This is a genomic window from Flavobacterium aquaticum (assembly GCF_003259835.1).
GTDB lineage: Bacteria > Bacteroidota > Bacteroidia > Flavobacteriales > Flavobacteriaceae > Flavobacterium > Flavobacterium aquaticum.
In genome coordinates this window covers 155,563-176,432 of record NZ_QLMI01000004.1, presented here as the reverse complement: position 1 = coordinate 176,432, position 20,870 = coordinate 155,563, and the positions used below count along the sequence as shown (strand labels likewise).

Here is a 20,870-nt window from a genome sequence, read left to right as displayed (position 1 = left end):
AGTTGCCGGTGTAGCTCAGCTGGCTAGAGCAGCTGATTTGTAATCAGCAGGTCGTGGGTTCGAGTCCCTCCATCGGCTCTAAAGTAGAAACCATCACAGAAATGTGGTGGTTTTTTTGTTTATCTACATTTTGTAAAAGTAAATATTTCTCCTGTATCATCATATACAAGTTCTACTTTCAAAGATTTAGTGGAATTAATTAATTTGTAAAAATCAACTTCTTTTAAATTTTGTTTTATAAAATTTGTTGTTCTAATACTGAATCTACAAATGTCCTTTTCATTGTAAAGAATAACATCATGAGTTGTAAATAATTTCTCATCATCGATATAAAAGTTTATGTGACAAAAAGAATCTGAGATTTTATTTTGATATTCTTTGGATAATTGTGCTTTGAAAGTAATATTGTCCGGAGCAGGCGCATCATAAGTTCTTTTAATAACAAAATCTTTTACACAATTTTCCGTTTTCTTACACGACATCGTCAAACAAATCAATATTGCAAAAAGAGAATGTTTCATAAATTATTTTATAAAGTTGTAGTAAAAAGCTTTGTATCTAGTAAAGATAATAAAAAAAGCGGTCAATTACTGACCGCTTTTTTTATTTCTGAGCTTCTAAAGCTTTTCGTTCTTTAACATATTCCTTAAGCATTTTTCCGTATTTTGATTTGGCAACTTCTGGTGTCATACTTTTTTGAATCGTATCTAAGTAAACGGTATTAATATCTGCAATTTCTGAAAGCGCTAAATAAGGCGCAATTTCTTTGTTTGCATTTGTAACAGCAAAATGTGCGGTGTAGCGATATTTTCTCTTTAATAAGTTATTATAAGCTTTCTCAATGCTGTCTGTAGTAGTTGGGTTAGGTTGGTATTCGTTTTTTAAACGTTTTGCCATTAAGGCTAAGTTTTGATCTCTGAACTTACTATTTAAGCTGTCAAATTTTTTCCATAAATCATGATTCTTAGAACCTGTAATTTTAGCATCGGCAAAAAAGTGTTTTAACGTAGTTTCGATTTTAATTTCTCCTGGTTCCGCGAAAAACGGTAAACTGTTATCAATTGAATTGGTTTGTCCTCTGTCTAAAAATAAATACAACATTTCTGGACTTTCTAATTTGATGTGGCTTTTAAATTTAGAATCGCCTGAAATCTCAATACTGTCAAGCATTACTAAAGCAGAATCTTGAATTTTTTGTAAATATAACTTTCCTTGACTTAATCCTTTTACGTCACCTGAAATATGAACATTTGCATCTGAAGCTCCTTCTTTGTTACAAGCTATTAATGTGATAACGGCAATTATGGCTAAAACTATCTTTTTACTCATGATATTATTTGTTGTATTTTGGATTTCGTGAATCTTCGATTTCATTTTAAATTTTAATTTGTGTTCGCAAAGTAAATAAAAAAATCCTCAAAATACTAAGTACTTTGAGGATTTTCAAGTGTAATATCAAATACAAATTTCGATATCAAATTTTAAAATACTTCTAAAATCTAAAATCTAAATTCAACAATCTCAAATCTTAGCCTCTTAACCAAGCTTCGCGAACTGCTTTTTTAGTAGCATCTGTTGATTGGTAGCCATCTTGTTTTTCTTTTGGCATCACTACTTTTCCTTTAACGGTTTGCTCTTTTCCATCTCTTTTAATTTTAACCGAAATCGCATCACCATCTTTCCAGTTCATACTCGCCATGATTAAATCGTAGATGTTGTCTAAGTTATAATTTTTGTCGTTAAAAGCTAAAAGTGTGTCGTTGTTTTTTAATCCTAATGTTGTCATGAATACATTTAATTCGGTATCTGGTAAAATCATGATTTCTTTTGTACTAGGATTTACTGTAATATAAGGTTCTGTTTGTCCTTTTAAGAATGGATTTCCAGCAATTTCAGTTGTAGCCTCAGTTACACCCATTTTAGCAAAATATTGCTCGTATGGAATTGGAGTTTCACCAGCTACGTGATTTTTTAAGAATTCACCAACAGCAGGATATGTTAATGCTGTAATCTTACCAAATAACTCTTCGTCTTTGAATGCTTTATTTGTTCCGTACTCTTTAGATAATTCTTGCATTAGGTTTAAAATTCCTTTTTTACCATTGCTGTTTTCTCTAATTAAGATATCCATACACATCGCAATTAAAGCTCCTTTGTTGTAAACGTTTAAGTATTGTTCTTTGTAAGGCGGATTTAATACGTTTTTACTCATTTTAGTAAAACTCATATTGTCGTTCATTTGACGTGATTGAGCAATTTTACCTGCCATTCTTTCAAAGAATTCGTCTTCTTCAATTAATCCTTGATTTACTTGAAATAAGTTTGCAAAATATTCAGTTACTCCTTCATACATCCATAAATGTTCTGACATTTGAGGATTGTTGAAATCGAAATATTGGATTTCGTTTGAATGAATCGTTAATGGAGTTACAATATGGAAGAATTCGTGAGAAACTACATCTTTTAATTGTTCTTGTAACATTTCTAATCCCATCATCTCAGGCATAACAACAGTTGTTGATGTTGGATGTTCTAATGCACCAAATCCTTTAGCATCTTTTGCTTTCATGTCTGATAAGTACAATAAGATAGCATATTTTTTTGTTGAATTGATAGGTCCTAAGAAACGTTTTTGCGCTTTCATCATGTTTTCCATGTTTGGCGTAATTTGTTCTGCAGTATATTTTCCTGTTGGAGAAAACACACTGATGATAATTTCCATATCATCCACCATAAATGAAGTATAATCAGGTTTTGAATACATGATTGGCATTTCTACCAAGCTAGCATATTTAGGCATTAAAAACACGTCTGAAGTTGCACTAGCATCTGCATCTGTCATAGCCGAAATTCCCATTAAAGTTTCAGGATGTGTAACCGTTAACTTGTATGGTGTTTCTTCTTTTCCTTTGAAGTAGCCAATGAATCCGTGTGTGTTTAGCATAAAGTTAACGCCTGCATTGATGTTAGTTCCAGCTGGTGAGAATACATCTTCGCTTTCTCCAAAACCTGCACCACCTTCGGTATCAAAAGTGTCGTTGACTAAATAAGTGATTTTTGCTAGTTTCGTAGCGTTTGAAATAGTATATGAGTTTTCGTCAATTTTAGCAACTTTAAGTGTGTTTCCCTTAGCGTCAAAAGCTTTTACATTTTCAATGAAACGACCGTAATCATCTTCAGAATAAGTTCCAGGAACTGTTTTAGGAAAGTGAAAAGTGGTAGTTTCAGTTGTAAAAGTAGGAGGAGTAACGGTTACCATTACTTTGTCGTCTTTTACATTGATTAAATCGATTGTAACAGCTACATCATTTTGTTTGGTAGTCGTTTGCGTTGGACTACAGCTCCATAGAAATCCCACTAAAGAAAGGGAAAGTATTATTTTTTTCATCTTAATCTATTATTGAATAAGATAATAAGTCGATAATATAGTGTTTTTGTTACAAATAACGTTTGGAAATTTTATTGGTTTGATTTAGTCTATCAAATGATGCCAATAAAAAAAGCTCTTATTTATTTAAGAGCTTTAATTTTTAGTCGAATTTATTTTTGAAGTAGTATTTGCTATCTAAGTCTTCATCTTCTAATTCGTTGTACTTTATTGGTTTTGGTTTAGGCTTGCTTGCCGTTACTTTCTTTTTCCAAAGTTCAAAATTGTCTTTGGATAATCTTTTTCGCATTAATTCGGTGACTTCATTTTCAGTCACTCCAAACTCCTCTTTTAAAACTTCAAAAGGTTTTTTTTCCTCCTGAGCCATAGCAACAACTCTATCTAATGTTTCGTTGTCGAATTCTGAAATTTTCTTCTTTCTCATCAGATGAATACTAATTCTTACTTTTTTATTGGTTTATAATTCAATATTAGTAAAAAAATAAATTCAAAAAATGTGCCAATTGTTTTTTCTGAAATTTTTAAAATTATCCAAAAGTTACAAGGTGTTTTTAGAGAATATTTATAAAATTGTTCGAAACGTTAAATTTATTCTTGCGTTTTTAGGTTGTGATGCTTTTGGAATTTGATGTTTGTAATGAATTTGACTGCCTTCTTTCATTAATAATAAACTTCCATGGTTTAAATTCAAGTTTATTTTTGCTTCCGAAATTGTATTATGTTTCAATTGAAATTTTCGTTCTTCTCCAAAACTTACCGATGCAATGATGGGATTTCTGCCTAGTTCTTTTTCATTATCTGAATGCCAGCCGTTGCTATCTTTTTCGTTTCGGTATAAATTGGCTAAAACGGTTGTGAAATTTTGTTCTGAAATTTTGTCCACCTTCTCTTTTATAAACATCATAGTAGGATTCCAAGCATGAGGATGCATAGTTAAACCCGAGTAGGAATAAGGTTTACCTTCGTTTCCAAAAAGACAAGTTAATCTAGGTTGGGCAATTTTCTTTCCAAAAATAGTGATGTCATCTTGTTGCCAAGGGGTTTCATTCATGAGTTTATTAAATAATAAATCTGCTTCTTCTTTGTTGAAGAAATTAGGATAAAATTCAAAAACCGCATCAGGTAATGGTAGAATAATCTTTTCTTTTGGGAATAAATCGAGCATAAAAAAAGCGATGATTAACATCGCTAATTTACTATTTTATGGGGAAAGTTATTTGTTGTCTTGTAATAAATTTTTGTAGATATATCCAGCAACAATAGCTCCAGCAATTGGTGCTACCCAAAACAACCATAATTGACTCAAAGCTTCTCCTTGAACAAACAACGCTTGTGAAGTAGAACGAGCAGGATTTACAGATGTGTTTGTAATTGGAATACTAATTAAGTGAATTAATGTTAAAGCTAAACCAATTGCAATTCCAGCAAATTTTCCGTTGGCCAATTTATCGGTTGCTCCTAAAATGATAATTAAGAAAAACATTGTTAGAATAAATTCGGTTAAGAAAGCAGCCATCATACTATAACCTCTGCCATTATAGACTTCTGATTCGTAGAAATTAGTTGCAAATGCACCAGCACCTTCTGAAGAGAAAGCATCACCACCATTTAAAATAAAGTATAAAGCACCAGCAGCTACTGTTGCTCCTATTACTTGTGAAACAATGTAAGGCAAAATTTCTTTTGAAGAAAAACGTCCGCTTGCCCATAATCCTAAAGTTACAGCAGGATTAAAATGACCGCCAGAAATATGTCCAACAGCATAAGCCATTGTTAAAACGGTTAGTCCAAATGCTAGGGAAACACCTACTAATCCAATTCCGATATCGGGAACTCCAGCTGCAAAAACCGCTGCGCCACAGCCACCAAATACCAACCAAAAGGTTCCGAAAAATTCAGCTAATAATTTTCTCATAGTTAAATAGTTTTAGTTACAATTTCTTGTAATGGTTATCTAACTAAATTTAATAAAAAAGTATTTTGTTTTAGATGCTTGAAAATAAAGTTATTAACAGTCTATTTCGTGTTATTTCTTTTTCTTGAACTGAATGTTCATAATAACAATTGCAGTAATTATTAACAGAATTCCAATCCATTGAATTAATAAAACTTGTTCGTTTAATAAGAAATATGCCATCATAACCGAAACCGGTAACTCAAGCGAAGATACAATACTACCTAATCCAATTCCCGTATGAGGAAAACCAGCGTTTAATAACATGGGTGGAATTATTGTTCCAAATAAAGCTAAAACAATTCCCCATTTCGCAAAAATTTCAAAGTTAAATGGAGTTACTTGCGTGTATAAGCTGAAACCAAATACGATAACTGCTCCACCTAACAACATATACAAACTTCTTTGAGCAGACGAAATGCCTAATGCGACTTTGTTTGCTGTAAACATAGTTGTAGTAAAAGAAGCAGCTGCTAATAATCCCCAGAATAATCCGTTTGTCCAATCAATTGTTGGGTCATTGAAATCAATTTTGAAAATATTAATCGCTAAAGCAGTTCCAATTAAAACAATAATAACAGAAATTATTTTTTGGAAAGATGGTGCTTTTTTATCCAAAAACCATTCTAATAAAACGCCCATCCAAACGGTTTGCATCAATAGAACAATTCCAATAGAAACGGGAATGTATTTTACAGCTAAATAATAGAAAACACTGGTCATTCCTAAAGAAGTTCCAGCTAACATTAACTGGAAAATGTTTTTTGGAGAAGCTTTTACGGCTGTATTTTTGTTTTTAGTTCTTTGGAATAAATTAATAATTAAAATTCCAATAATTCCTAAAATAAATTGTGACGAAGTTACTTCGGCAGTAGTAAATTCTTCTTTATAAGCCAGTTTTACAAATGTAGCTAGCATTCCGTAGCTTGTTGCTCCAAGAGCTACTAAAAAAACACCTTTAATTATATTGTTGTTTGACATATCCTAAATTTTTAAGGGGCGCAAAGATAGGGTAAAAAGAAAAAAGAGAATAGATAAAAGAAAAAGATTTTTTTGATGATTGAATTTTAGTAAGAATTTAACATTGCATTTCTAAATAAAAATCAGATAGTGGAGTTATGATAATTTAATCCCATTTCTATGAAGCATTTTTTACTATTGATAGCAGTTTGTTTTTTATGTTGTAATAATTCGGAAGTTGAAACTTTAGCGGTAAAAGATTATAATTCTTTTCATAAAGAAGCAAAGGAATTTTGTAAGGAGAATCAATATAATGAAGATTATTATTTTTTAGTTGATTTGAGTGTGCATTCTGGGAAGAATCGTTTTTTTATTTATGATTTTACAACCAAGAAAGTTTTGGATAAAAATTTGGTAACTCATGGAAGTTGTGATCAATTTGAAGAAAATCCAAATAAATGGGAAAAAGTAAAATTCGATAATAGAGTAGATAGTCATTGCTCCATGAAAGGAAAATATAAAATTGGAAATCGCGATTATAGTTCTTGGGGAATCAACGTGAAATATTGGTTACACGGATTAGAAGCTTCAAACAAAAATGCGGAGAAAAGAGTAGTAGTTTTGCATTCTTGGAGTGCAGTTAAAAATAAAGAAGTGTATCCAAAATACTCACCATTGAGTTGGGGTTGTCCAGCCGTTTCCGATGCATTTATGGGAAAATTAGATGTTCGCTTGCAAAAATCTGAAAAACCAGTTTTGTTGTGGATTGTAGAATAAAAAATCTCGTTTAAAATTGCTTTAAACGAGATTTTTTAATGAATATTTTTATAAGAGTGTAATATCATAAACAACACCGTTAGAATGGGTATAAGTAGCAAAATAGTCACAGATATTGTCACCATAATCTAAAATTCCATCTAAAACACTTCCTTGTAAATCTAACTGTCCTTGAGAAACATGAGCACATGCATATTTTTTTATCAAAGGCTGAACAACTGTAACGGTTAATGTTGCACCATTATTTTTTGAAACCGTATGATTTCCTGTAGTAACTTCATAAATATTATCAAGCAAAGCTAAAGTGTTTACACCCGCAATTTGTTTTACTGTTCTTGTTCCTGAATGATTATAAACAACACCAGCATTGTTAGTTATTTTTCCATTAGTTATAGTTCTGTTCCATTGAGGAGTAGCAGCGTTAGTAGTTGTATTTTCATAAACAATAGTACCTTCTACTTTTCTTCCATTAATGTAATAATTGTTTCCTCTAACAATTGTTGTAATGCTTCCTGAGTTCATTATGTAATCAGTAATAGTTACTGTTATACTTCCAGATCTTGTTATTCCGTTAGAAATACAACCTGTTCCAAAATCAATAGTAAAAGTTTTTGGAAATACACCAGGAGTAGTATTATCAACAGTAACAGTAGCGCAAGAAGCTAACGTATTATTGATTTCAGAATTTCGATTTGAAAATGAAGAATTGTCACTCGCAGCTTCTATTCCAGAATTAAAATCGGTTTCATTAGTGAATTCTATATCTGCAGAGGCATTAACTAATTCTCTGTCAACTACTAAATCTTCCTTACTACAAGAGAGAAGACTCATAATTAGTAGTCCTAAGCTGTAAATTTTTAAATTTTTCATATTCTTTGTTTTGAGTTTACTAATTAGACTAGTAATGTTAAAAAAGGTTTAATATAGATTATTCAGCATCTTCTGATAAATCCTTCAAATGAACTCTCAAAGCATTAACCGAAATACTGATTTCCCAAAAAGAGATTCCCAGAGAAATCAATAAGCAAAGTAAACTGGCTCCAAATAAATAAATTCCAACAGTTTCTTGACTTATATATAAAAGTAGCATCGCAAAAACCGATAAAAACAAACACATTACGCCAAACAATTGCATGTAACGAATAAGCGTCAGCCTAAGATTAAGATTTTTGATTTCTAGAAGAATGTTTTTATTGTGATTGTCGTCGTAGTTTTTCTTCAGGTTTCGAATGATTTGAGCGATTGTTAAAAATCGATTTGTGTAAGCTAAAAGAATTAACGAAGTTGCAGAGAATAATAATGCAGGAGTTTCTATTGAAAGTGTCATGATTATAACTTTATTTGATATTTGTAAATTCTACTAAATCCGTTTTCATACTTAGAAATTTCGGTTTCAAATTCACGTAAATTGGCGAATGTTTTTTCAATTGCAGATGTTCTTTTACTAGTGAAATACAATGTTTGAGTATACGCATCGTAAAACGGACAATAATCCATTTGCTTGGAATTGATTTTTTCTCCTAAGTTCTTAGGTTCGTCCCAATTTCCTTTGTTATTTTTGTAACTGATGTATAAATCACCACTTCCTAAACCATCTGGTCTTCCGTAACAAGTGTAAATAATGAATTCCTCATTCGGACTCACAAAGGCGTTAAATTCGTATCCTGTTGAATTGATGTTCATGCCTAAATTTTCAGGTTCGGTATATTGTTTTCCATCCCATTTGCATACTAAAATATCATCTTTTCCAAGGGTTTTTATCGCATCCGAAGTAAAATATAAATTTCCATTTGTTGTGACACATGGATAAAATTCATCTTTAGCAGAGTTTACTGTAGCACCAATGTTTATTGGTTTCGACCAATCGCTTTTAAGATCTTTTCGTTCTACATACCAAATATCATAATCTTTTGCCTTAGTAGTTGTTTCGTCAATTGGTCGATTTGAAGCGAAATACAAGCGTAAACCATCGGGTGAAAGAAAAGGTTCGATGTTTCTGAATTTTCCTGAAAAAGAAGTCATTTCAGGTTCTTGCCATTTGTTTTTCTTTTTCTTAGTTACGGCAATCACCGCACGGTCTTCTGTTGGACTTTGAATTGAAAAATAAATTTCATCCTGATTCTTTGAAATCGTAAAATCACGAACGTTTTGATATTTTGTTAAAAATTCACATGCCGGTATTGGTTTTGAATTTTCTTGAGAAAAACCAAAAACTCCCAAAAACAGAACAAAAATGATTTGAAAAGGTACTTTCATTATTTCTCAGCGATTTCTTTAATTGTAGCTAATCCTTTTGGGAAAGATTCTAAAAAATAATTAGCATGTTCATCAACTATATCAAGAGTTACTACAACTTTTGAAAGATTTCCAACTTTAATTATTTCGTAATTTTCTTGAGCACCAGTCCAAGCTTTTGTGTCTTCGTCTAAAGGTTGTTCTTCAAAATCTTTGATATTACCAATGTGAGTAAAATACATTTTCTCATTCTTAACTAAAGTCGATATTTCGCTATACATACCATTCCCATTTGGATCTAAAAAATGAATGCGTTCGCCTTGTTTCCAAGAAGATTTTGCATACGAACCTTCACAGAAAGCGGAAGTCCATTTTTTATAATTTTCGTCTTCCCACATGGCGTTCCATACTTTATCAGTTGGAGCGTTTATTTCGATTTCGAATGTTAATTTTTTCATAGTTCTTAGTTTGGTAATCAAAGTTAACAAAAAATCCTGACAGGTTTTGAAACCTGTCAGGATTAATAATTGATTTAAATTTATCTTTAGGCTTTCAATAAATTCTTTTTTGCAAAAGCATAACTAAAATAAATTATAGAAATTAAGGTAAAAACAATTCCTGTCATCATAAAAAATTCAAAAAATAGCATTAATACATTTGGTTCTTTAACATCGCCATCGGCAATAAATCCTAAAGTTGTTATTGCTAAAGCAACAGTTAAAATGTTTAAAATTTTTTTCTTCATAATTGGTGAGTTTAATACCTTTTTAACGACATAAAATTAACTTTAGTATACTTTCTGAAAATCTGAAAGCTATTTCAACGTTTCAAAACTTCTCTTTACAAAAGCCGTCAATTCTTCACCTTTAAGCAATCCTTGTGAAAGTTTGGCTAAATCTAAAGCTTGTTTTACTAAGTCTTTTTGAGCGTCTTCTGGACTATTTAAAATAGTTGTTGCTAATTCTGAATTCGTGTTTACTACTAAATTATACATATCTGGGAAGTTGCCCATGCCAAACATTCCGCCACCACCAGTTGCACTCATTTCTTTCATTCTACGCATAAATTCTGGTTGGGTGATGATGAATGGGGAAGCATTACTATCTAAATTTTCCAATTGAACCGTGTAGTTTTCTTTTGGAACCATCGTTTCAATAGACGTTTTTAGTTTTTCTTTTTCGTCATCCGATAATTTCGAAATCGTTTCTTTGTCTTTCTGAATTAATTTATCGATATGATCGGCATCAACTCTAGCAAAAGTTAAATTTTCATTATCCGCTTCTAATTTTTGAATCAAATGCGATACAATTGGAGAATCTAACAATAACACTTGATAGCCTTTTTCTTTAGCAATATCAATGTAGCTGTGTTGTGCGTCTTTATTTGAAGCATAAAGCACAACTAACTTTCCATTTTTGTCGGTTTGATTTGGTGCAATAGCTTCTTTTAATTCTGCTAATGTGTAATATTTGTCTTCAGTTGTTGGATATAAAACGAAATCACCTGCTTTTTCATAGAATTTTGGTTCTGAAAGCATTCCGTATTCCAATACAATTTTAATATCGTTCCATTTTTGTTCGAAATCTTCACGGTTTTCGTTGAATAACGACTTTAATTTATCCGCTACTTTACGAGTGATGTAATTCGAAATTTTCTTCACATTTCCATCGGCTTGCAAATAGGAACGCGATACGTTTAATGGAATATCTGGCGAATCAATCACACCTTTTAACATTCCTAAAAATTCAGGAACAATTCCTTCTACGTTATCCGTTACATACACCTGATTTTGGTACAATTGAATTTTATCTTTCTGCAATTGTAAATCAGCTCCCATTTTTGGGAAATATAAAATTCCTGTCAAGTTGAACGGATAATCTACATTTAAGTGAATGTTGAATAACGGTTCATCAAATTGCATTGGATACAATTCGCGATAGAAATTTTTATAATCTTCTTCCGATAAATCACTTGGTTGTTTTGTCCAAGCCGGATTTGGATTGTTGATGATGTTATCTACGTCAATATATTCTGTTTTGTAATCTTCTGGAGCATCTTCTGGTTTTGGAAGTGCTTCTTTTTTCGTTCCAAATTTAATCGGAATCGGCATGAATTTGTTATACTTAGTTAACAGTTCACGTATTTTGAATTCTTCTAAAAATTCTACTGAATCATCTGCGATATGTAAAATGATTTCTGAACCTCTTTCTGTTTTATCATGAGAAGTTAAAGTGAATTCTGGACTTCCATCGCATGTCCAATGTGCTGCTGGTTCATCTTTGTATGATTTAGTTATGATTTCTACTTTTTCAGCTACCATGAATGCTGAGTAAAATCCTAATCCAAAATGACCAATTACACCTGAATCTTTGGCAGAATCTTTATATTTTTCTAAAAATTCTTCAGCTCCTGAGAACGCAATTTGGTTGATGTATTTTTCCACTTCATCGGCTGTCATTCCTAAACCTTGGTCGATGATGTGTAATTTTTTACCATCTTTATCGATTTTTACTTCAATGATAGGATTACCATATTCTACTTTTGCTTCGCCAATGCTGGTTAAATGTTTTAATTTTAAAGTAGCGTCGGTTGCATTCGATACTAATTCACGAAGAAAAATTTCGTGGTCGCTGTACAAAAACTTTTTGATTAAGGGAAAGATGTTTTCTACTGAAACATTAATTTTTCCTGATGCCATATTTTAAAATTTTAGTTAAACAATTTGATGTTATCTAGCTTTCAAAATAAATACCAAACTAAAATTGGTGACAAATTGACATAAAAAAATCCCAATTCTAAAAGAACTGGGATGTAAAATTAAAAGTTGGTTAAGTTCTAATTTTAATAGTATTCGTTGAATTTATAGATTATTCCACCTGTAACATTATAAGTAATTCCAGTGAATGAGTTTACATTGTCTGAATATGCAAAGCTTCCATCAAAATTATAATGTTGAGAAATGTTTAAAATAACAGATGTGTCCACTGCAAAATAAAGTCCATCTGTAATTTTAAATCTAGGAGTTAATCCCATAACAACATTAATTAAATTGTCGTTTCCAGCGTTATAACTCGATTTTACTAAAGAATATCCAGCACCAGCATGAGCTAATAAATTGAAGAAATCATAACTTCTAGCTCTTGTAAATGCGGTTGAAACATTCATTGTTCCTTGAAGTGAGATTCGAGTAACATCAATTCCAGTTTCTTCAGTAAATAAAGGATTTTTTGTTCTAAATTTATCTGAAGCAAAATCAATTTTCATTCCGTATGTTTCATCAAAATCATAGGTAATGGCACCGCCAAAATGTGATAAATCGTTTATACTTGGTTCAAAAACGCCATTAAGACCGTAATTGACTTCAATTCCAACTTGCGAATAAGAATTTTTTGGAATAAATAGAACGCATAGCAAAGCTGCTATGATAAAGTAAGTTTTTTTCATTGGTATTTTAAGGTTAATTTGGGTGACGCAATATAGAATTAAATGTAGGTTTTAAAAAATATTTTTTTAAAAAAATTAAAGAGTTGTTTTTTATAATTTACTTTGTAAAAAAAAAGATGCTGCAGATTAAAGATATTCATTTTTCTTATCAAGAAAGTTTGGTGTTAAAGCAAATAAATTTTTCGCTATCAAAAGGGAAAAATTTGGCTTTAATTGGTGAAAGCGGTTGTGGGAAAAGTACGTTATTAAAATTAATTTACGGTTTGTATGACTTAGATGAAGGACAGATTTTTTGGAATGATATGGAAGTTTTGGGGCCAAAACATCATTTGATTCCAGGAATGCCTTTCATGAAGTATTTAGCACAAGATTTTGATTTGATGCCTTTTATAACAGTAGCTGAAAATGTTGGAAAGTATCTTTCAAATTTTTTTCCAGAAGACAAGCAAGCACGTATTTCGGAACTACTAGAAATTGTAGAAATGACCGAATATGCCAATGTAAAAGCTAAGTTTTTAAGTGGTGGTCAAATGCAACGAGTTGCCATTGCTAGAGTTTTAGCGTTAGAACCAGAAGTTTTGTTGTTAGACGAACCTTTTAGTCACATCGATAATTTTAGAAAAAATAGTCTCAGAAGAAAACTTTTTGGCTATTTAAAAGAACAACAAATTACTTGTATTGTAGCTACTCATGATAGTACCGATGTTTTAGCTTTTGCCGATGAGGTAGCGATTATTAAAGACGGAAAAATTATTGAAAGCGGTATTCCAAAATTTATTTATGATAATCCAAGAGACAAATATGTGGCTTCGTTGTTTGGTGATGTAAACGAAATTGAAATCAACGGAGAACTAAAATATGTTTATCCGCATCAATTAAAAGTTTCGATTAATTCTGATATAAAAGTTGAGATTGTCAACTCCTATTTCAGAGGAAGTCATTACTTGATAGAAGCAAAATTTGGTAATCAAAATCTGTTTTTCGAAAATGATACGATTTTGGAGAATGGGGAAGTGGTTTGTTTGAAAAAAGTGTAACATCCCCCTAGCCCCCTTCAAAGGGGGAATTACAAAAGGATATGAAAGAAATTAAGAGAAACAAAATTATCCCCTACAATCCAAAATTAAAAGAGTTGGCTAGAGAATTAAGAAAAAATAGCACACCAGCTGAAATTGTATTTTGGAAAAAGGTGAAAGGTAAATCTTTAGGTGTAGAATTTCATAGACAAGTTCCAATGTTAAATTATATTGTGGATTTTTATTGTCATGAAATTGGTTTAGCAATTGAATTAGATGGAACTATTCATGATAATGCTTTTTTGGAGGACGCAAAACGACAAGGGGAATTAGAACAACATGGAGTTGTTTTTCTAAGGTTTACAAATGATGAAGTGCTCCAATATAGTCATCACGTCTTAAACGAGTTATCTGCGAAAATTAAAGAACTGAATAGTGATTCGTAGAAAAAGTTCCCCCCTTCGAAGGGGGGTAGGGGGATGTAAAAAAATAGACCTTCAAACAATTGTTCAAAGGTCTATTTTCTATTCTCTAATTCTTTAAATATTTTTCTAAGAATTGATCTTGTTCCCACAATAAATGTAAGATGTTTTCTTTAGCCACATAACCGTGACTTTCTTTTGGTAAAATCACTAATCTTGCTGGTCCTCCTAATCCTTTTAATGCTTGGAAATAACGCTCCGATTGTAATGTGAAAGTTCCAGGATTGTTATCGGCTTCACCATGAACTAATAATAATGGTGTTTTCATTTTTTCTGCATTCATAAATGGCGACATTCCGTTGTAAACTCCAGGAACATCCCAGTAATTACGTTGTTCACTTTGGAATCCAAAAGGCGTTAATGTTCTGTTGTAAGCACCACTTCTTGCAATTCCACAAGCAAATAAATTGGAATGTGTTAACAAGTTAGCCGTCATAAAAGCACCATAAGAGTGTCCTCCAATAGCTACTTTTTTACGATTGATGTAGCCTAATTTATCCACAGCATCAATCGCTGCTTCCGCATTAGCAACTAATTGAGGAATAAATGTGTCGTTAGGTTCTGTTGTTCCTTCTCCAATAATAGGGAAAGCCGCATCATCTAAAACCGCATAACCTTTGGTTACCCAATATACAAACGAACCATAGTTAGGGAACGTGAATTCATTTGGATTTTTATCGTTTTGTCCTGCCGAATTTTTGTCTTTGTATTCTGCTGGGTAAGCCCAAATTAATAAAGGTAATTTCTCTTTTTTAGTTTTATCATAACCTACAGGTAAATATAATGTTCCCGAAAGTTCAACGCCATCTTTTCTTTTATATTTGATAACTTCTTTATGAACGTTTTTAATACTCTCGAATGGGTTTTTGAAAGCGGTAATCGGAGTTAATTTGTTTTTTGATTTGATATTTCTAAAATAGTAATTAGGATATTCGTTTTTAGATTGGATCATTACTAAAACATCTCCCTTTTTGAAATCTTCGATCGACATTAAATCTTCTTTTTTGTCTTTCATATTTGATGTGTACAATCTCGTTTTTTTCAACGTATTGAAATCATACTCGTCAATAAAAGGGAATTGTCCTTCTTTTGTATGTCCGTCACCAATTAAATAACCTTTGTTGTTTTCTATGGCGATAACGTATCTTCCAAATTCATTCTTTTTCATTTCGAAATTCCCTGGATCAGAGTAGATGTCTTGTGAATTTCTGTCTTCAATGATTTTTGGAGCTACAGCTAAATTGGATGGATTGAATAAATACGCTTTTGTATTTCTGGTATCATACCAAGAATCTGCTACAATCGCAATGTTATCGTTTGCCCACATGATGCCTCCATAACGTTGTTGCGTTTTGATTAAACTTGTAGGATTTGATGTAAATGGAGCTTGCCATAAGAAAACTTCATCTCTGAAATCTACTTTCACTGCTTGGTCTCCACCATCTAAAGCTTCCACAAAGTATAAAGTTGCTGGTTTGTCAGCTCTCCATCCCATGCTTCTTTTTCCTTTTCTTACCGATGAAAAACCTTTCGGCATAATTTCAGTTAGAGGTACTTCGTTTACCACTTTTACTTCTTTTCCATTCGCATCGTAAACCGTTGTTTTTTGTGGAAAACGGCTCAATGGTACAATATAAGAGTATGGTTTTTGTATGGTAGTCAACATTAAATAATTTCCGTCTGGAGAAAAACTTTCTCCTGCGTAAATGTCAGCAGTTTTAAATAAAGTTGCATTTCCAGAAAGACTAACTTTGTATAATTCCGAAGTTACTAATGCATCAAAATTAGCTTCATCTGTTTTATTTTTTAATAAATCTTGATACGTTCTATTTTGAGATTTTGAACCGTCACTAGTTGAAACTGTTGGTCCTTTTGGTATGTCTTTATTACTGTCGATTAACGCTGGACGGTTTTTTGGTAACATTTTCACCAATAAAGTTTCGTTGTCTTTCATCCAGTTGAACGGACTTCCTAAATTCGCATTCAAATTATCAGAAGTTAGCTTTTTAGCGGTTGCCGTTGCTACATCAATAAACCAAAGTTCCACGCCTTGATTCGTGGTGTTAGTAAAAGCAATTTTCTTTTCGTTTGGTGACCAAGAAATGTTAGTAATTCGAGCATTTGCAGGTAGTCCGCTAACTTGAATTTCGTTTTTGTCTTTGATTTTTCTAATCTTTAGATTGTTGATATAGGTTACTGTACTCGAAATATTGGTTACAGGATTGATGCGTAATCCTCCTAATTTCATTTCGGTCTGATTTAAATCGTCTAATGTTTTGTATGTATTTCGATAACTTAAAAGCATGTATTCTTTCTTGGTATCCATACTTACAGATGGTGCTCTTTCATAATCAGCCAAAGCTAAAATTTCTGCTGATGGCTTTTGATACGTTACATTTTCTTGTGCTATTGTTGAGAATGTTCCCACAAAAACAAACAAAGAAAGGAGTTTTAGTTTCATTGTTTTTGGTTTTATAATTTGCTCTAAAATTATTTTTTTAGTTACAATTTTTTTACAATTATTTGTTAATTTTTCTTATCTTTATGATTCGTTAAAACAATAAAAACATTTTAAATTATGGGAAAATTTGTAATTTCAACAAGAAAAAACGGAGAATTTCAATTTAGCTTAAAAGCTGGTAATGGTCAAGAAATCTTAGCTAGTGAAGGATATACAACTAAAGCAGCTTGTTTAAATGGCGTTGAATCTGTGAAGAAAAATTCACAAGATGAAGCACGTTTTGATAAGTTAGAATCAAAAAATGGTAAATTCTATTTTAATTTGAAAGCTACTAACGGTCAAATTATTGGGACAAGCGAAATGTATGAAAGTACTGCTTCAAGAGATAACGGAATTGCTTCTGTAGCAAAAAATGCTCCAGATGCTTCGGTTGATGATCAAACAGCGTAATTTTAATAAATAGATTTATAAAGTGTCTACCTAAAAGTAGACACTTTTTGTTTTTAGATTTGTCAAAACAACAAAAAAAAGATTCCAAATTAATAATTTCGTATTTTTGTTGCTTAATTTAGAAAGAAAAATATGTATCATTCAAAAATTACGGGTTTAGGTTATTACGTTCCTGATAATGTGGTAACTAATGATGATTTGTCAAAAATAATGGAAACAAACGACGAATGGATTCAAGAAAGAACAGGAATTCAAGAGCGTCGTCATATTATAAGAGGAGAAGATACAACCACTTCAATGGGTGTAAAAGCAGCTCAGATTGCTATTGAACGTTCTGGAGTTTCAAAAGAAGATATCGATTTTGTCATTTTCGCTACGTTGAGTCCCGATTATTATTTTCCAGGTCCAGGTGTTTTAGTACAACGCGATTTAGGTTTAAGAACGGTTGGTGCTTTAGATGTTCGTAATCAATGTTCTGGATTTGTGTATGCGATTTCGATTGCAGACCAATACATCAAAACGGGAATGTATAAAAACGTTTTAGTTATTGGTTCGGAATTGCATTCAACTGGTTTGGATATGACAACTCGCGGTAGAGGAGTTTCAGTAATTTTTGGTGATGGTGCTGGCGCAGCTGTAGTTTCGAGAGAAGAAGATTTGACTAAAGGAATTTTGTCTACTCACTTACATTCTGAAGGGCAACATGCTGAGGAATTATCATTAATTGCTCCAGGGATGGGGAAACGTTGGGTAACCGATATTATCGCTGATAATGATCCAAATGATGAAAGTTATTATCCATACATGAACGGACAATTTGTATTTAAAAATGCAGTAGTTCGTTTTAGCGAAGTCATTAACGAAGGGTTACAAGCCAATAATTTACAAGTTTCGGATATTAATATGTTGGTGCCACATCAAGCGAATCTGAGAATCTCACAATTCATTCAACAGAAATTCCGTTTAACAGATGACCAAGTTTTTAATAACATTCAAAAATACGGCAATACCACTGCAGCCTCTATTCCAATTGCTTTAACTGAAGCTTGGGAACAAGGTAAAATCAAATCAGGCGATTTAGTGGTTTTAGCTGCTTTTGGTTCTGGATTTACTTGGGGAAGTGTGATTATTAGATGGTAGTAAGAGAAAAGAAGCAAGAAGCAAGAGAAAAGATTATTATAAAAAAAGCGTTCTGAAAATTTCAGAACGCTTTTTTTATGGTTTATAAATCCCCCTCCTTTGGAGGGGTTAGGGGTGGCTAGAACATTCCGCCACCGCTTTGTACTTCATTAGCATCTCTTTGTTTTCTAGCTAAAGCACGGTTTTTTCCACCACCAAAAATGTAGTTGAATCCTACGTAAAAAGTTTGACTTTCCCAGTAAAAAGCTCCTTGCTGTCTAAACGGAATATTACCATCAAAAGCAAAACGCATATTTTCAAAAACGTCATTGTAACGAGCTGTAATAGTTCCTTTTCCTTTTAAAATGTTATAGGTTGCTCCAAAATCCATTTTGTACATTTCTAATCTGTCATATTGTAATCCTCTATCTTTACCTCTGTACATTCCAAATAATTGAAAACGTAAATCTTTAGTAACAGTAAATGTATTGTTCATTCTAACATTAAAAGTTACAACATCAACTTCTTTGTTTTCTATTGTATTAGTATTTGCATTTTGTACGGTTCCTTTTGCAGTTTTAAAATACACATCTGAACTAGCATTAACAGCCCACCATTTTGCGAATTTTAAATTTCCAGAAGTTTCAATTCCAAAAGCATCATTGTTATCAAAGTTGTCATAAGATAAAATGTTACGGTTTGGATTGTTAGGATCGTTGAAAACCACTCTCGAAATTTCATCAGAAATACTTCTGTAGAAAACACCACTTGTTATTGAACCAATTTTTGTAGTTCTAGTATAATTAATTTCGAATGAATTAGTGAATTGTGGTACTAAAGCTGGATTTCCTCTTGATTCCATTAAAGGCGTTGTCCATTCTCTAATTGGGCTAATTTGTCCAATACTTGGTCGGTCAACACGTCTTGAATAATTGAAATTGAATGAGTTTTTATCGTTTGCCGTATACGTTAAAAATGCTGATGGATAAGCTGTAAATAAGTCGTCAGAAATGTTTTGAGCATCAGTAAAACTAGGATTTGTCTCGTTGATGGCAAAATCAGCATCCAAGTCAAAATATTCTAAACGCACCCCAAGTTGACCACTCCATTTTCCAATTTGTTTTCCTAAATTAGCATAAGCTGAATAAATATTTCTTCCAAATTCAAACGAATTATTAGCGCTTATAGCACTAGGGTTGTCGTCATAAAAACGGTTACCCGAATTTTGAATTCTTGTTTCAACTCCTAATTCTAATTTTGTAGTTTCAGTTATCGGATTCACATAATCGGCATTAAACTGAAAATAATCAGTTGTTCCAGGAACTATGTTAGTTCTATCCAAGCTTGATGTTTCCTCGTACAAGGTATTTTCATTATTTTCTGTATGAGAATAATTTAATTGAAGCTCTAAATTTTCGTCTTTTTTATCAAAATCATGTTTGTAAACTAAATCATAGGTTTGATTTTTATTATCACCTTTGCTATCAAAATACTGAATTATATTGTCGTTTGCAACAGGATCGTCATAAATAATAGTTGTTAAACCTGTACCAGAACCATAAGTAAAACTTTGGTTTGTATAAGCGGAAATTGTGTTTTTTTCGTTGATGTAATAATCCATTCCTAGTTTTAATAGATGCGAATTATTTTTATTTCGGAAATTAAAATCTTGACGATTTTCTTCATTAGTTCTCTCGCTTTCTACATAACCATTGTTTGCGTTAATTCCGTGATTAAAACCATAATTGGTGTAAAAATTTACTTTTCCTACGCGGTAATTCATGTTTAAAGCCGAGTTGGTTTTTGGCGTAATTCCGAAAGTAACACCTGTGTTTAAGGAACCATTAAAACCATCTTGTGAATTTTTATGCAAAATAATATTGATGATTCCGCTCATTCCTTCTGGATTATATTTTGCCGAAGGATTTGTAATCAACTCAATTTGTTTAATTGAAGCCGATGGAATTTGTTGTAACAATTGCTCCACCGAAACATTCGAGGGTTTTCCATCGATAAGTACACGAACATTGCTGTTTCCTCTCATACTAATTTCTTTCGTTTGAGGGTCAATGCTTACTGTTGGGATATTATTCATAATTTCAGAAGCAGTAGTTCCAGAAGCAATTAAATCTTTACCAACGTTAATTACTTTTCTATCAATTTTTTGCACCATGTTTGAACGCTCTGCAACCACTTCAACATCTTTTAATTCGGATATATCTTCTAGAATAGCAATTGTTCCTAAGTTTTGATTAGCATCAGCAGTCAAATCAATGTTTTTTACAACCGTTGTGTATCCAATAAATTGAATTTCGACAGTGTATTTTTGTATGGCTAATTTGTTGATGGCAAAATTTCCGTCTTCTGTGGTTACACCTCCTGTAACAATCTTGTCATTATCTTTAAGAATAATGTTAACGTAAGGTAAAGGCTCATTAGTTTTTTTGTCAATAACCTTTCCTTTGATAGTTCCCGAATTTTGTGCAAATCCAAAAGCAATGGAACACAAAAAACAGGTAATAATTAATTTAAGTTTCATTTGTTTGTTTTTAATTATATGATTGATGATTGTGTTTAATAGACT

21 protein-coding genes and 1 tRNA gene are annotated in these 20,870 nt (G+C 32.0%); 6 read left to right on the top strand and 16 right to left on the bottom strand.

The genetic code is table 11. The features are described from left to right. The first annotated feature begins 4 nt into the window (after positions 1 to 4). A tRNA-Thr gene (locus tag B0I03_RS07630) sits at positions 5 to 78 on the top strand. Between the two features lie 41 nt (positions 79 to 119). On the opposite strand, the gene B0I03_RS07625 is transcribed toward B0I03_RS07630, so the two are convergent. From B0I03_RS07625 to B0I03_RS07595, 7 genes are all read right to left on the bottom strand, one after another. Next, positions 120 to 521: a hypothetical protein gene (locus B0I03_RS07625; RefSeq protein ID WP_146603274.1), complete on the bottom strand. Its 402-nt coding sequence runs from the start codon at positions 519 to 521 to the stop codon at positions 120 to 122. 82 nt (positions 522 to 603) lie between these two features. Continuing rightward, positions 604 to 1,374, bottom strand: coding sequence for a DUF4369 domain-containing protein (locus B0I03_RS07620; protein WP_245902969.1), 771 nt, complete (start codon positions 1,372 to 1,374; stop codon positions 604 to 606). Positions 1,375 to 1,528: 154 nt separating this feature from the next. Further along, on the bottom strand, positions 1,529 to 3,388 hold the full coding sequence (locus tag B0I03_RS07615; RefSeq protein ID WP_111566857.1) for a M61 family metallopeptidase: 1,860 nt from the start codon (positions 3,386 to 3,388) through the stop codon (positions 1,529 to 1,531). Between the two features lie 142 nt (positions 3,389 to 3,530). Next, a complete protein-coding gene (locus tag B0I03_RS07610; protein ID WP_111566856.1) occupies positions 3,531 to 3,812 on the bottom strand; it encodes a TIGR03643 family protein in 282 nt (93 codons plus the stop codon). Between the two features lie 138 nt (positions 3,813 to 3,950). Continuing rightward, complete coding sequence (locus B0I03_RS07605; protein WP_111567019.1) at positions 3,951 to 4,553, bottom strand: alpha-ketoglutarate-dependent dioxygenase AlkB family protein; 603 nt, start codon at positions 4,551 to 4,553, stop codon at positions 3,951 to 3,953. 48 nt (positions 4,554 to 4,601) lie between these two features. After that, positions 4,602 to 5,303 carry an aquaporin Z gene (gene aqpZ / locus B0I03_RS07600; protein ID WP_111566855.1) on the bottom strand — a complete coding sequence of 234 codons (702 nt, stop codon included), beginning with the start codon at positions 5,301 to 5,303 and terminating at the stop codon, positions 4,602 to 4,604. Between the two features lie 111 nt (positions 5,304 to 5,414). After that, the gene (locus tag B0I03_RS07595) at positions 5,415 to 6,323 is read right to left on the bottom strand and encodes an EamA family transporter (RefSeq protein WP_111566854.1); all 909 of its coding nucleotides are present in this window, start codon (positions 6,321 to 6,323) and stop codon (positions 5,415 to 5,417) included. Positions 6,324 to 6,482: 159 nt separating this feature from the next. Between B0I03_RS07595 and B0I03_RS07590 the strand changes: the two genes are divergently transcribed. After that, positions 6,483 to 7,079, top strand: a complete 597-nt coding sequence (locus B0I03_RS07590) for a murein L,D-transpeptidase catalytic domain-containing protein (protein WP_111566853.1) — start codon at positions 6,483 to 6,485, stop codon at positions 7,077 to 7,079. Positions 7,080 to 7,127: 48 nt separating this feature from the next. Here B0I03_RS07590 and B0I03_RS07585 read toward each other — a convergent pair whose 3' ends face one another. From B0I03_RS07585 to B0I03_RS07555, 7 genes are all read right to left on the bottom strand, one after another. Beyond that, the gene (locus tag B0I03_RS07585) at positions 7,128 to 7,949 is read right to left on the bottom strand and encodes a hypothetical protein (protein WP_146603273.1); all 822 of its coding nucleotides are present in this window, start codon (positions 7,947 to 7,949) and stop codon (positions 7,128 to 7,130) included. Between the two features lie 58 nt (positions 7,950 to 8,007). After that, complete coding sequence (locus tag B0I03_RS07580; RefSeq protein WP_111566851.1) at positions 8,008 to 8,406, bottom strand: DUF2721 domain-containing protein; 399 nt, start codon at positions 8,404 to 8,406, stop codon at positions 8,008 to 8,010. A 2-nt stretch (positions 8,407 to 8,408) separates the two neighbouring features. Continuing rightward, entirely contained in the window at positions 8,409 to 9,335 is a 927-nt protein-coding gene (locus B0I03_RS07575) for a TolB family protein (RefSeq protein ID WP_111566850.1), read from the bottom strand. Further along, entirely contained in the window at positions 9,335 to 9,772 is a 438-nt protein-coding gene (locus B0I03_RS07570) for an SRPBCC domain-containing protein (RefSeq protein ID WP_111566849.1), read from the bottom strand. The genes B0I03_RS07575 and B0I03_RS07570 overlap by 1 nt, the downstream gene beginning before the upstream one ends. Positions 9,773 to 9,858: 86 nt before the next feature. Continuing rightward, positions 9,859 to 10,059 carry a hypothetical protein gene (locus B0I03_RS07565; RefSeq protein WP_111566848.1) on the bottom strand — a complete coding sequence of 67 codons (201 nt, stop codon included), beginning with the start codon at positions 10,057 to 10,059 and terminating at the stop codon, positions 9,859 to 9,861. A 69-nt stretch (positions 10,060 to 10,128) separates the two neighbouring features. After that, on the bottom strand, positions 10,129 to 12,012 hold the full coding sequence (htpG, locus tag B0I03_RS07560; protein ID WP_111566847.1) for a molecular chaperone HtpG: 1,884 nt from the start codon (positions 12,010 to 12,012) through the stop codon (positions 10,129 to 10,131). Positions 12,013 to 12,155: 143 nt separating this feature from the next. After that, complete coding sequence (locus tag B0I03_RS07555; protein WP_111566846.1) at positions 12,156 to 12,758, bottom strand: hypothetical protein; 603 nt, start codon at positions 12,756 to 12,758, stop codon at positions 12,156 to 12,158. A 116-nt stretch (positions 12,759 to 12,874) separates the two neighbouring features. Here B0I03_RS07555 and B0I03_RS07550 point away from each other — a divergent pair, with 116 nt between their 5' ends. Continuing rightward, entirely contained in the window at positions 12,875 to 13,795 is a 921-nt protein-coding gene (locus B0I03_RS07550; protein WP_111566845.1) for an ABC transporter ATP-binding protein, read from the top strand. A 41-nt stretch (positions 13,796 to 13,836) separates the two neighbouring features. Continuing rightward, positions 13,837 to 14,220 carry an endonuclease domain-containing protein gene (locus B0I03_RS07545; RefSeq protein WP_111566844.1) on the top strand — a complete coding sequence of 128 codons (384 nt, stop codon included), beginning with the start codon at positions 13,837 to 13,839 and terminating at the stop codon, positions 14,218 to 14,220. Between the two features lie 85 nt (positions 14,221 to 14,305). Here the strand turns inward: B0I03_RS07545 and B0I03_RS07540 are convergent, their stop codons facing one another. Then, a complete protein-coding gene (locus tag B0I03_RS07540) occupies positions 14,306 to 16,717 on the bottom strand; it encodes a S9 family peptidase (protein ID WP_111566843.1) in 2,412 nt (803 codons plus the stop codon). Between the two features lie 117 nt (positions 16,718 to 16,834). On the opposite strand from B0I03_RS07540, the gene B0I03_RS07535 reads away from it, so the two are divergent. Further along, positions 16,835 to 17,167, top strand: a complete 333-nt coding sequence (locus B0I03_RS07535; protein WP_026724533.1) for a YegP family protein — start codon at positions 16,835 to 16,837, stop codon at positions 17,165 to 17,167. 132 nt (positions 17,168 to 17,299) lie between these two features. After that, on the top strand, positions 17,300 to 18,307 hold the full coding sequence (locus B0I03_RS07530; RefSeq protein WP_111566842.1) for a 3-oxoacyl-ACP synthase III family protein: 1,008 nt from the start codon (positions 17,300 to 17,302) through the stop codon (positions 18,305 to 18,307). Positions 18,308 to 18,425: 118 nt separating this feature from the next. Here B0I03_RS07530 and B0I03_RS07525 read toward each other — a convergent pair whose 3' ends face one another. Further along, complete coding sequence (locus tag B0I03_RS07525; RefSeq protein ID WP_111566841.1) at positions 18,426 to 20,825, bottom strand: outer membrane beta-barrel family protein; 2,400 nt, start codon at positions 20,823 to 20,825, stop codon at positions 18,426 to 18,428. Positions 20,826 to 20,870 lie beyond the last annotated feature (45 nt).

Excerpts from the sequence above, each read along its gene's own strand:
- B0I03_RS07625 (WP_146603274.1), bottom strand. The coding sequence starts at position 521 with ATGAAACATTCTCTTTTTGCAATATTGATTTGTTTGACGATGTCGTGT.
- B0I03_RS07620 (WP_245902969.1), bottom strand. The coding sequence starts at position 1,374 with ATGAAATCGAAGATTCACGAAATCCAAAATACAACAAATAATATCATG.
- B0I03_RS07615 (WP_111566857.1), bottom strand. The coding sequence starts at position 3,388 with ATGAAAAAAATAATACTTTCCCTTTCTTTAGTGGGATTTCTATGGAGC.
- B0I03_RS07610 (WP_111566856.1), bottom strand. The coding sequence starts at position 3,812 with ATGAGAAAGAAGAAAATTTCAGAATTCGACAACGAAACATTAGATAGA.
- B0I03_RS07605 (WP_111567019.1), bottom strand. The coding sequence starts at position 4,553 with ATGCTCGATTTATTCCCAAAAGAAAAGATTATTCTACCATTACCTGAT.
- aqpZ (WP_111566855.1), bottom strand. The coding sequence starts at position 5,303 with ATGAGAAAATTATTAGCTGAATTTTTCGGAACCTTTTGGTTGGTATTT.
- B0I03_RS07595 (WP_111566854.1), bottom strand. The coding sequence starts at position 6,323 with ATGTCAAACAACAATATAATTAAAGGTGTTTTTTTAGTAGCTCTTGGA.
- B0I03_RS07590 (WP_111566853.1), top strand. The coding sequence starts at position 6,483 with ATGAAGCATTTTTTACTATTGATAGCAGTTTGTTTTTTATGTTGTAAT.
- B0I03_RS07585 (WP_146603273.1), bottom strand. The coding sequence starts at position 7,949 with ATGAAAAATTTAAAAATTTACAGCTTAGGACTACTAATTATGAGTCTT.
- B0I03_RS07580 (WP_111566851.1), bottom strand. The coding sequence starts at position 8,406 with ATGACACTTTCAATAGAAACTCCTGCATTATTATTCTCTGCAACTTCG.
- B0I03_RS07575 (WP_111566850.1), bottom strand. The coding sequence starts at position 9,335 with ATGAAAGTACCTTTTCAAATCATTTTTGTTCTGTTTTTGGGAGTTTTT.
- B0I03_RS07570 (WP_111566849.1), bottom strand. The coding sequence starts at position 9,772 with ATGAAAAAATTAACATTCGAAATCGAAATAAACGCTCCAACTGATAAA.
- B0I03_RS07565 (WP_111566848.1), bottom strand. The coding sequence starts at position 10,059 with ATGAAGAAAAAAATTTTAAACATTTTAACTGTTGCTTTAGCAATAACA.
- htpG (WP_111566847.1), bottom strand. The coding sequence starts at position 12,012 with ATGGCATCAGGAAAAATTAATGTTTCAGTAGAAAACATCTTTCCCTTA.
- B0I03_RS07555 (WP_111566846.1), bottom strand. The coding sequence starts at position 12,758 with ATGAAAAAAACTTACTTTATCATAGCAGCTTTGCTATGCGTTCTATTT.
- B0I03_RS07550 (WP_111566845.1), top strand. The coding sequence starts at position 12,875 with ATGCTGCAGATTAAAGATATTCATTTTTCTTATCAAGAAAGTTTGGTG.
- B0I03_RS07545 (WP_111566844.1), top strand. The coding sequence starts at position 13,837 with ATGAAAGAAATTAAGAGAAACAAAATTATCCCCTACAATCCAAAATTA.
- B0I03_RS07540 (WP_111566843.1), bottom strand. The coding sequence starts at position 16,717 with ATGAAACTAAAACTCCTTTCTTTGTTTGTTTTTGTGGGAACATTCTCA.
- B0I03_RS07535 (WP_026724533.1), top strand. The coding sequence starts at position 16,835 with ATGGGAAAATTTGTAATTTCAACAAGAAAAAACGGAGAATTTCAATTT.
- B0I03_RS07530 (WP_111566842.1), top strand. The coding sequence starts at position 17,300 with ATGTATCATTCAAAAATTACGGGTTTAGGTTATTACGTTCCTGATAAT.
- B0I03_RS07525 (WP_111566841.1), bottom strand. The coding sequence starts at position 20,825 with ATGAAACTTAAATTAATTATTACCTGTTTTTTGTGTTCCATTGCTTTT.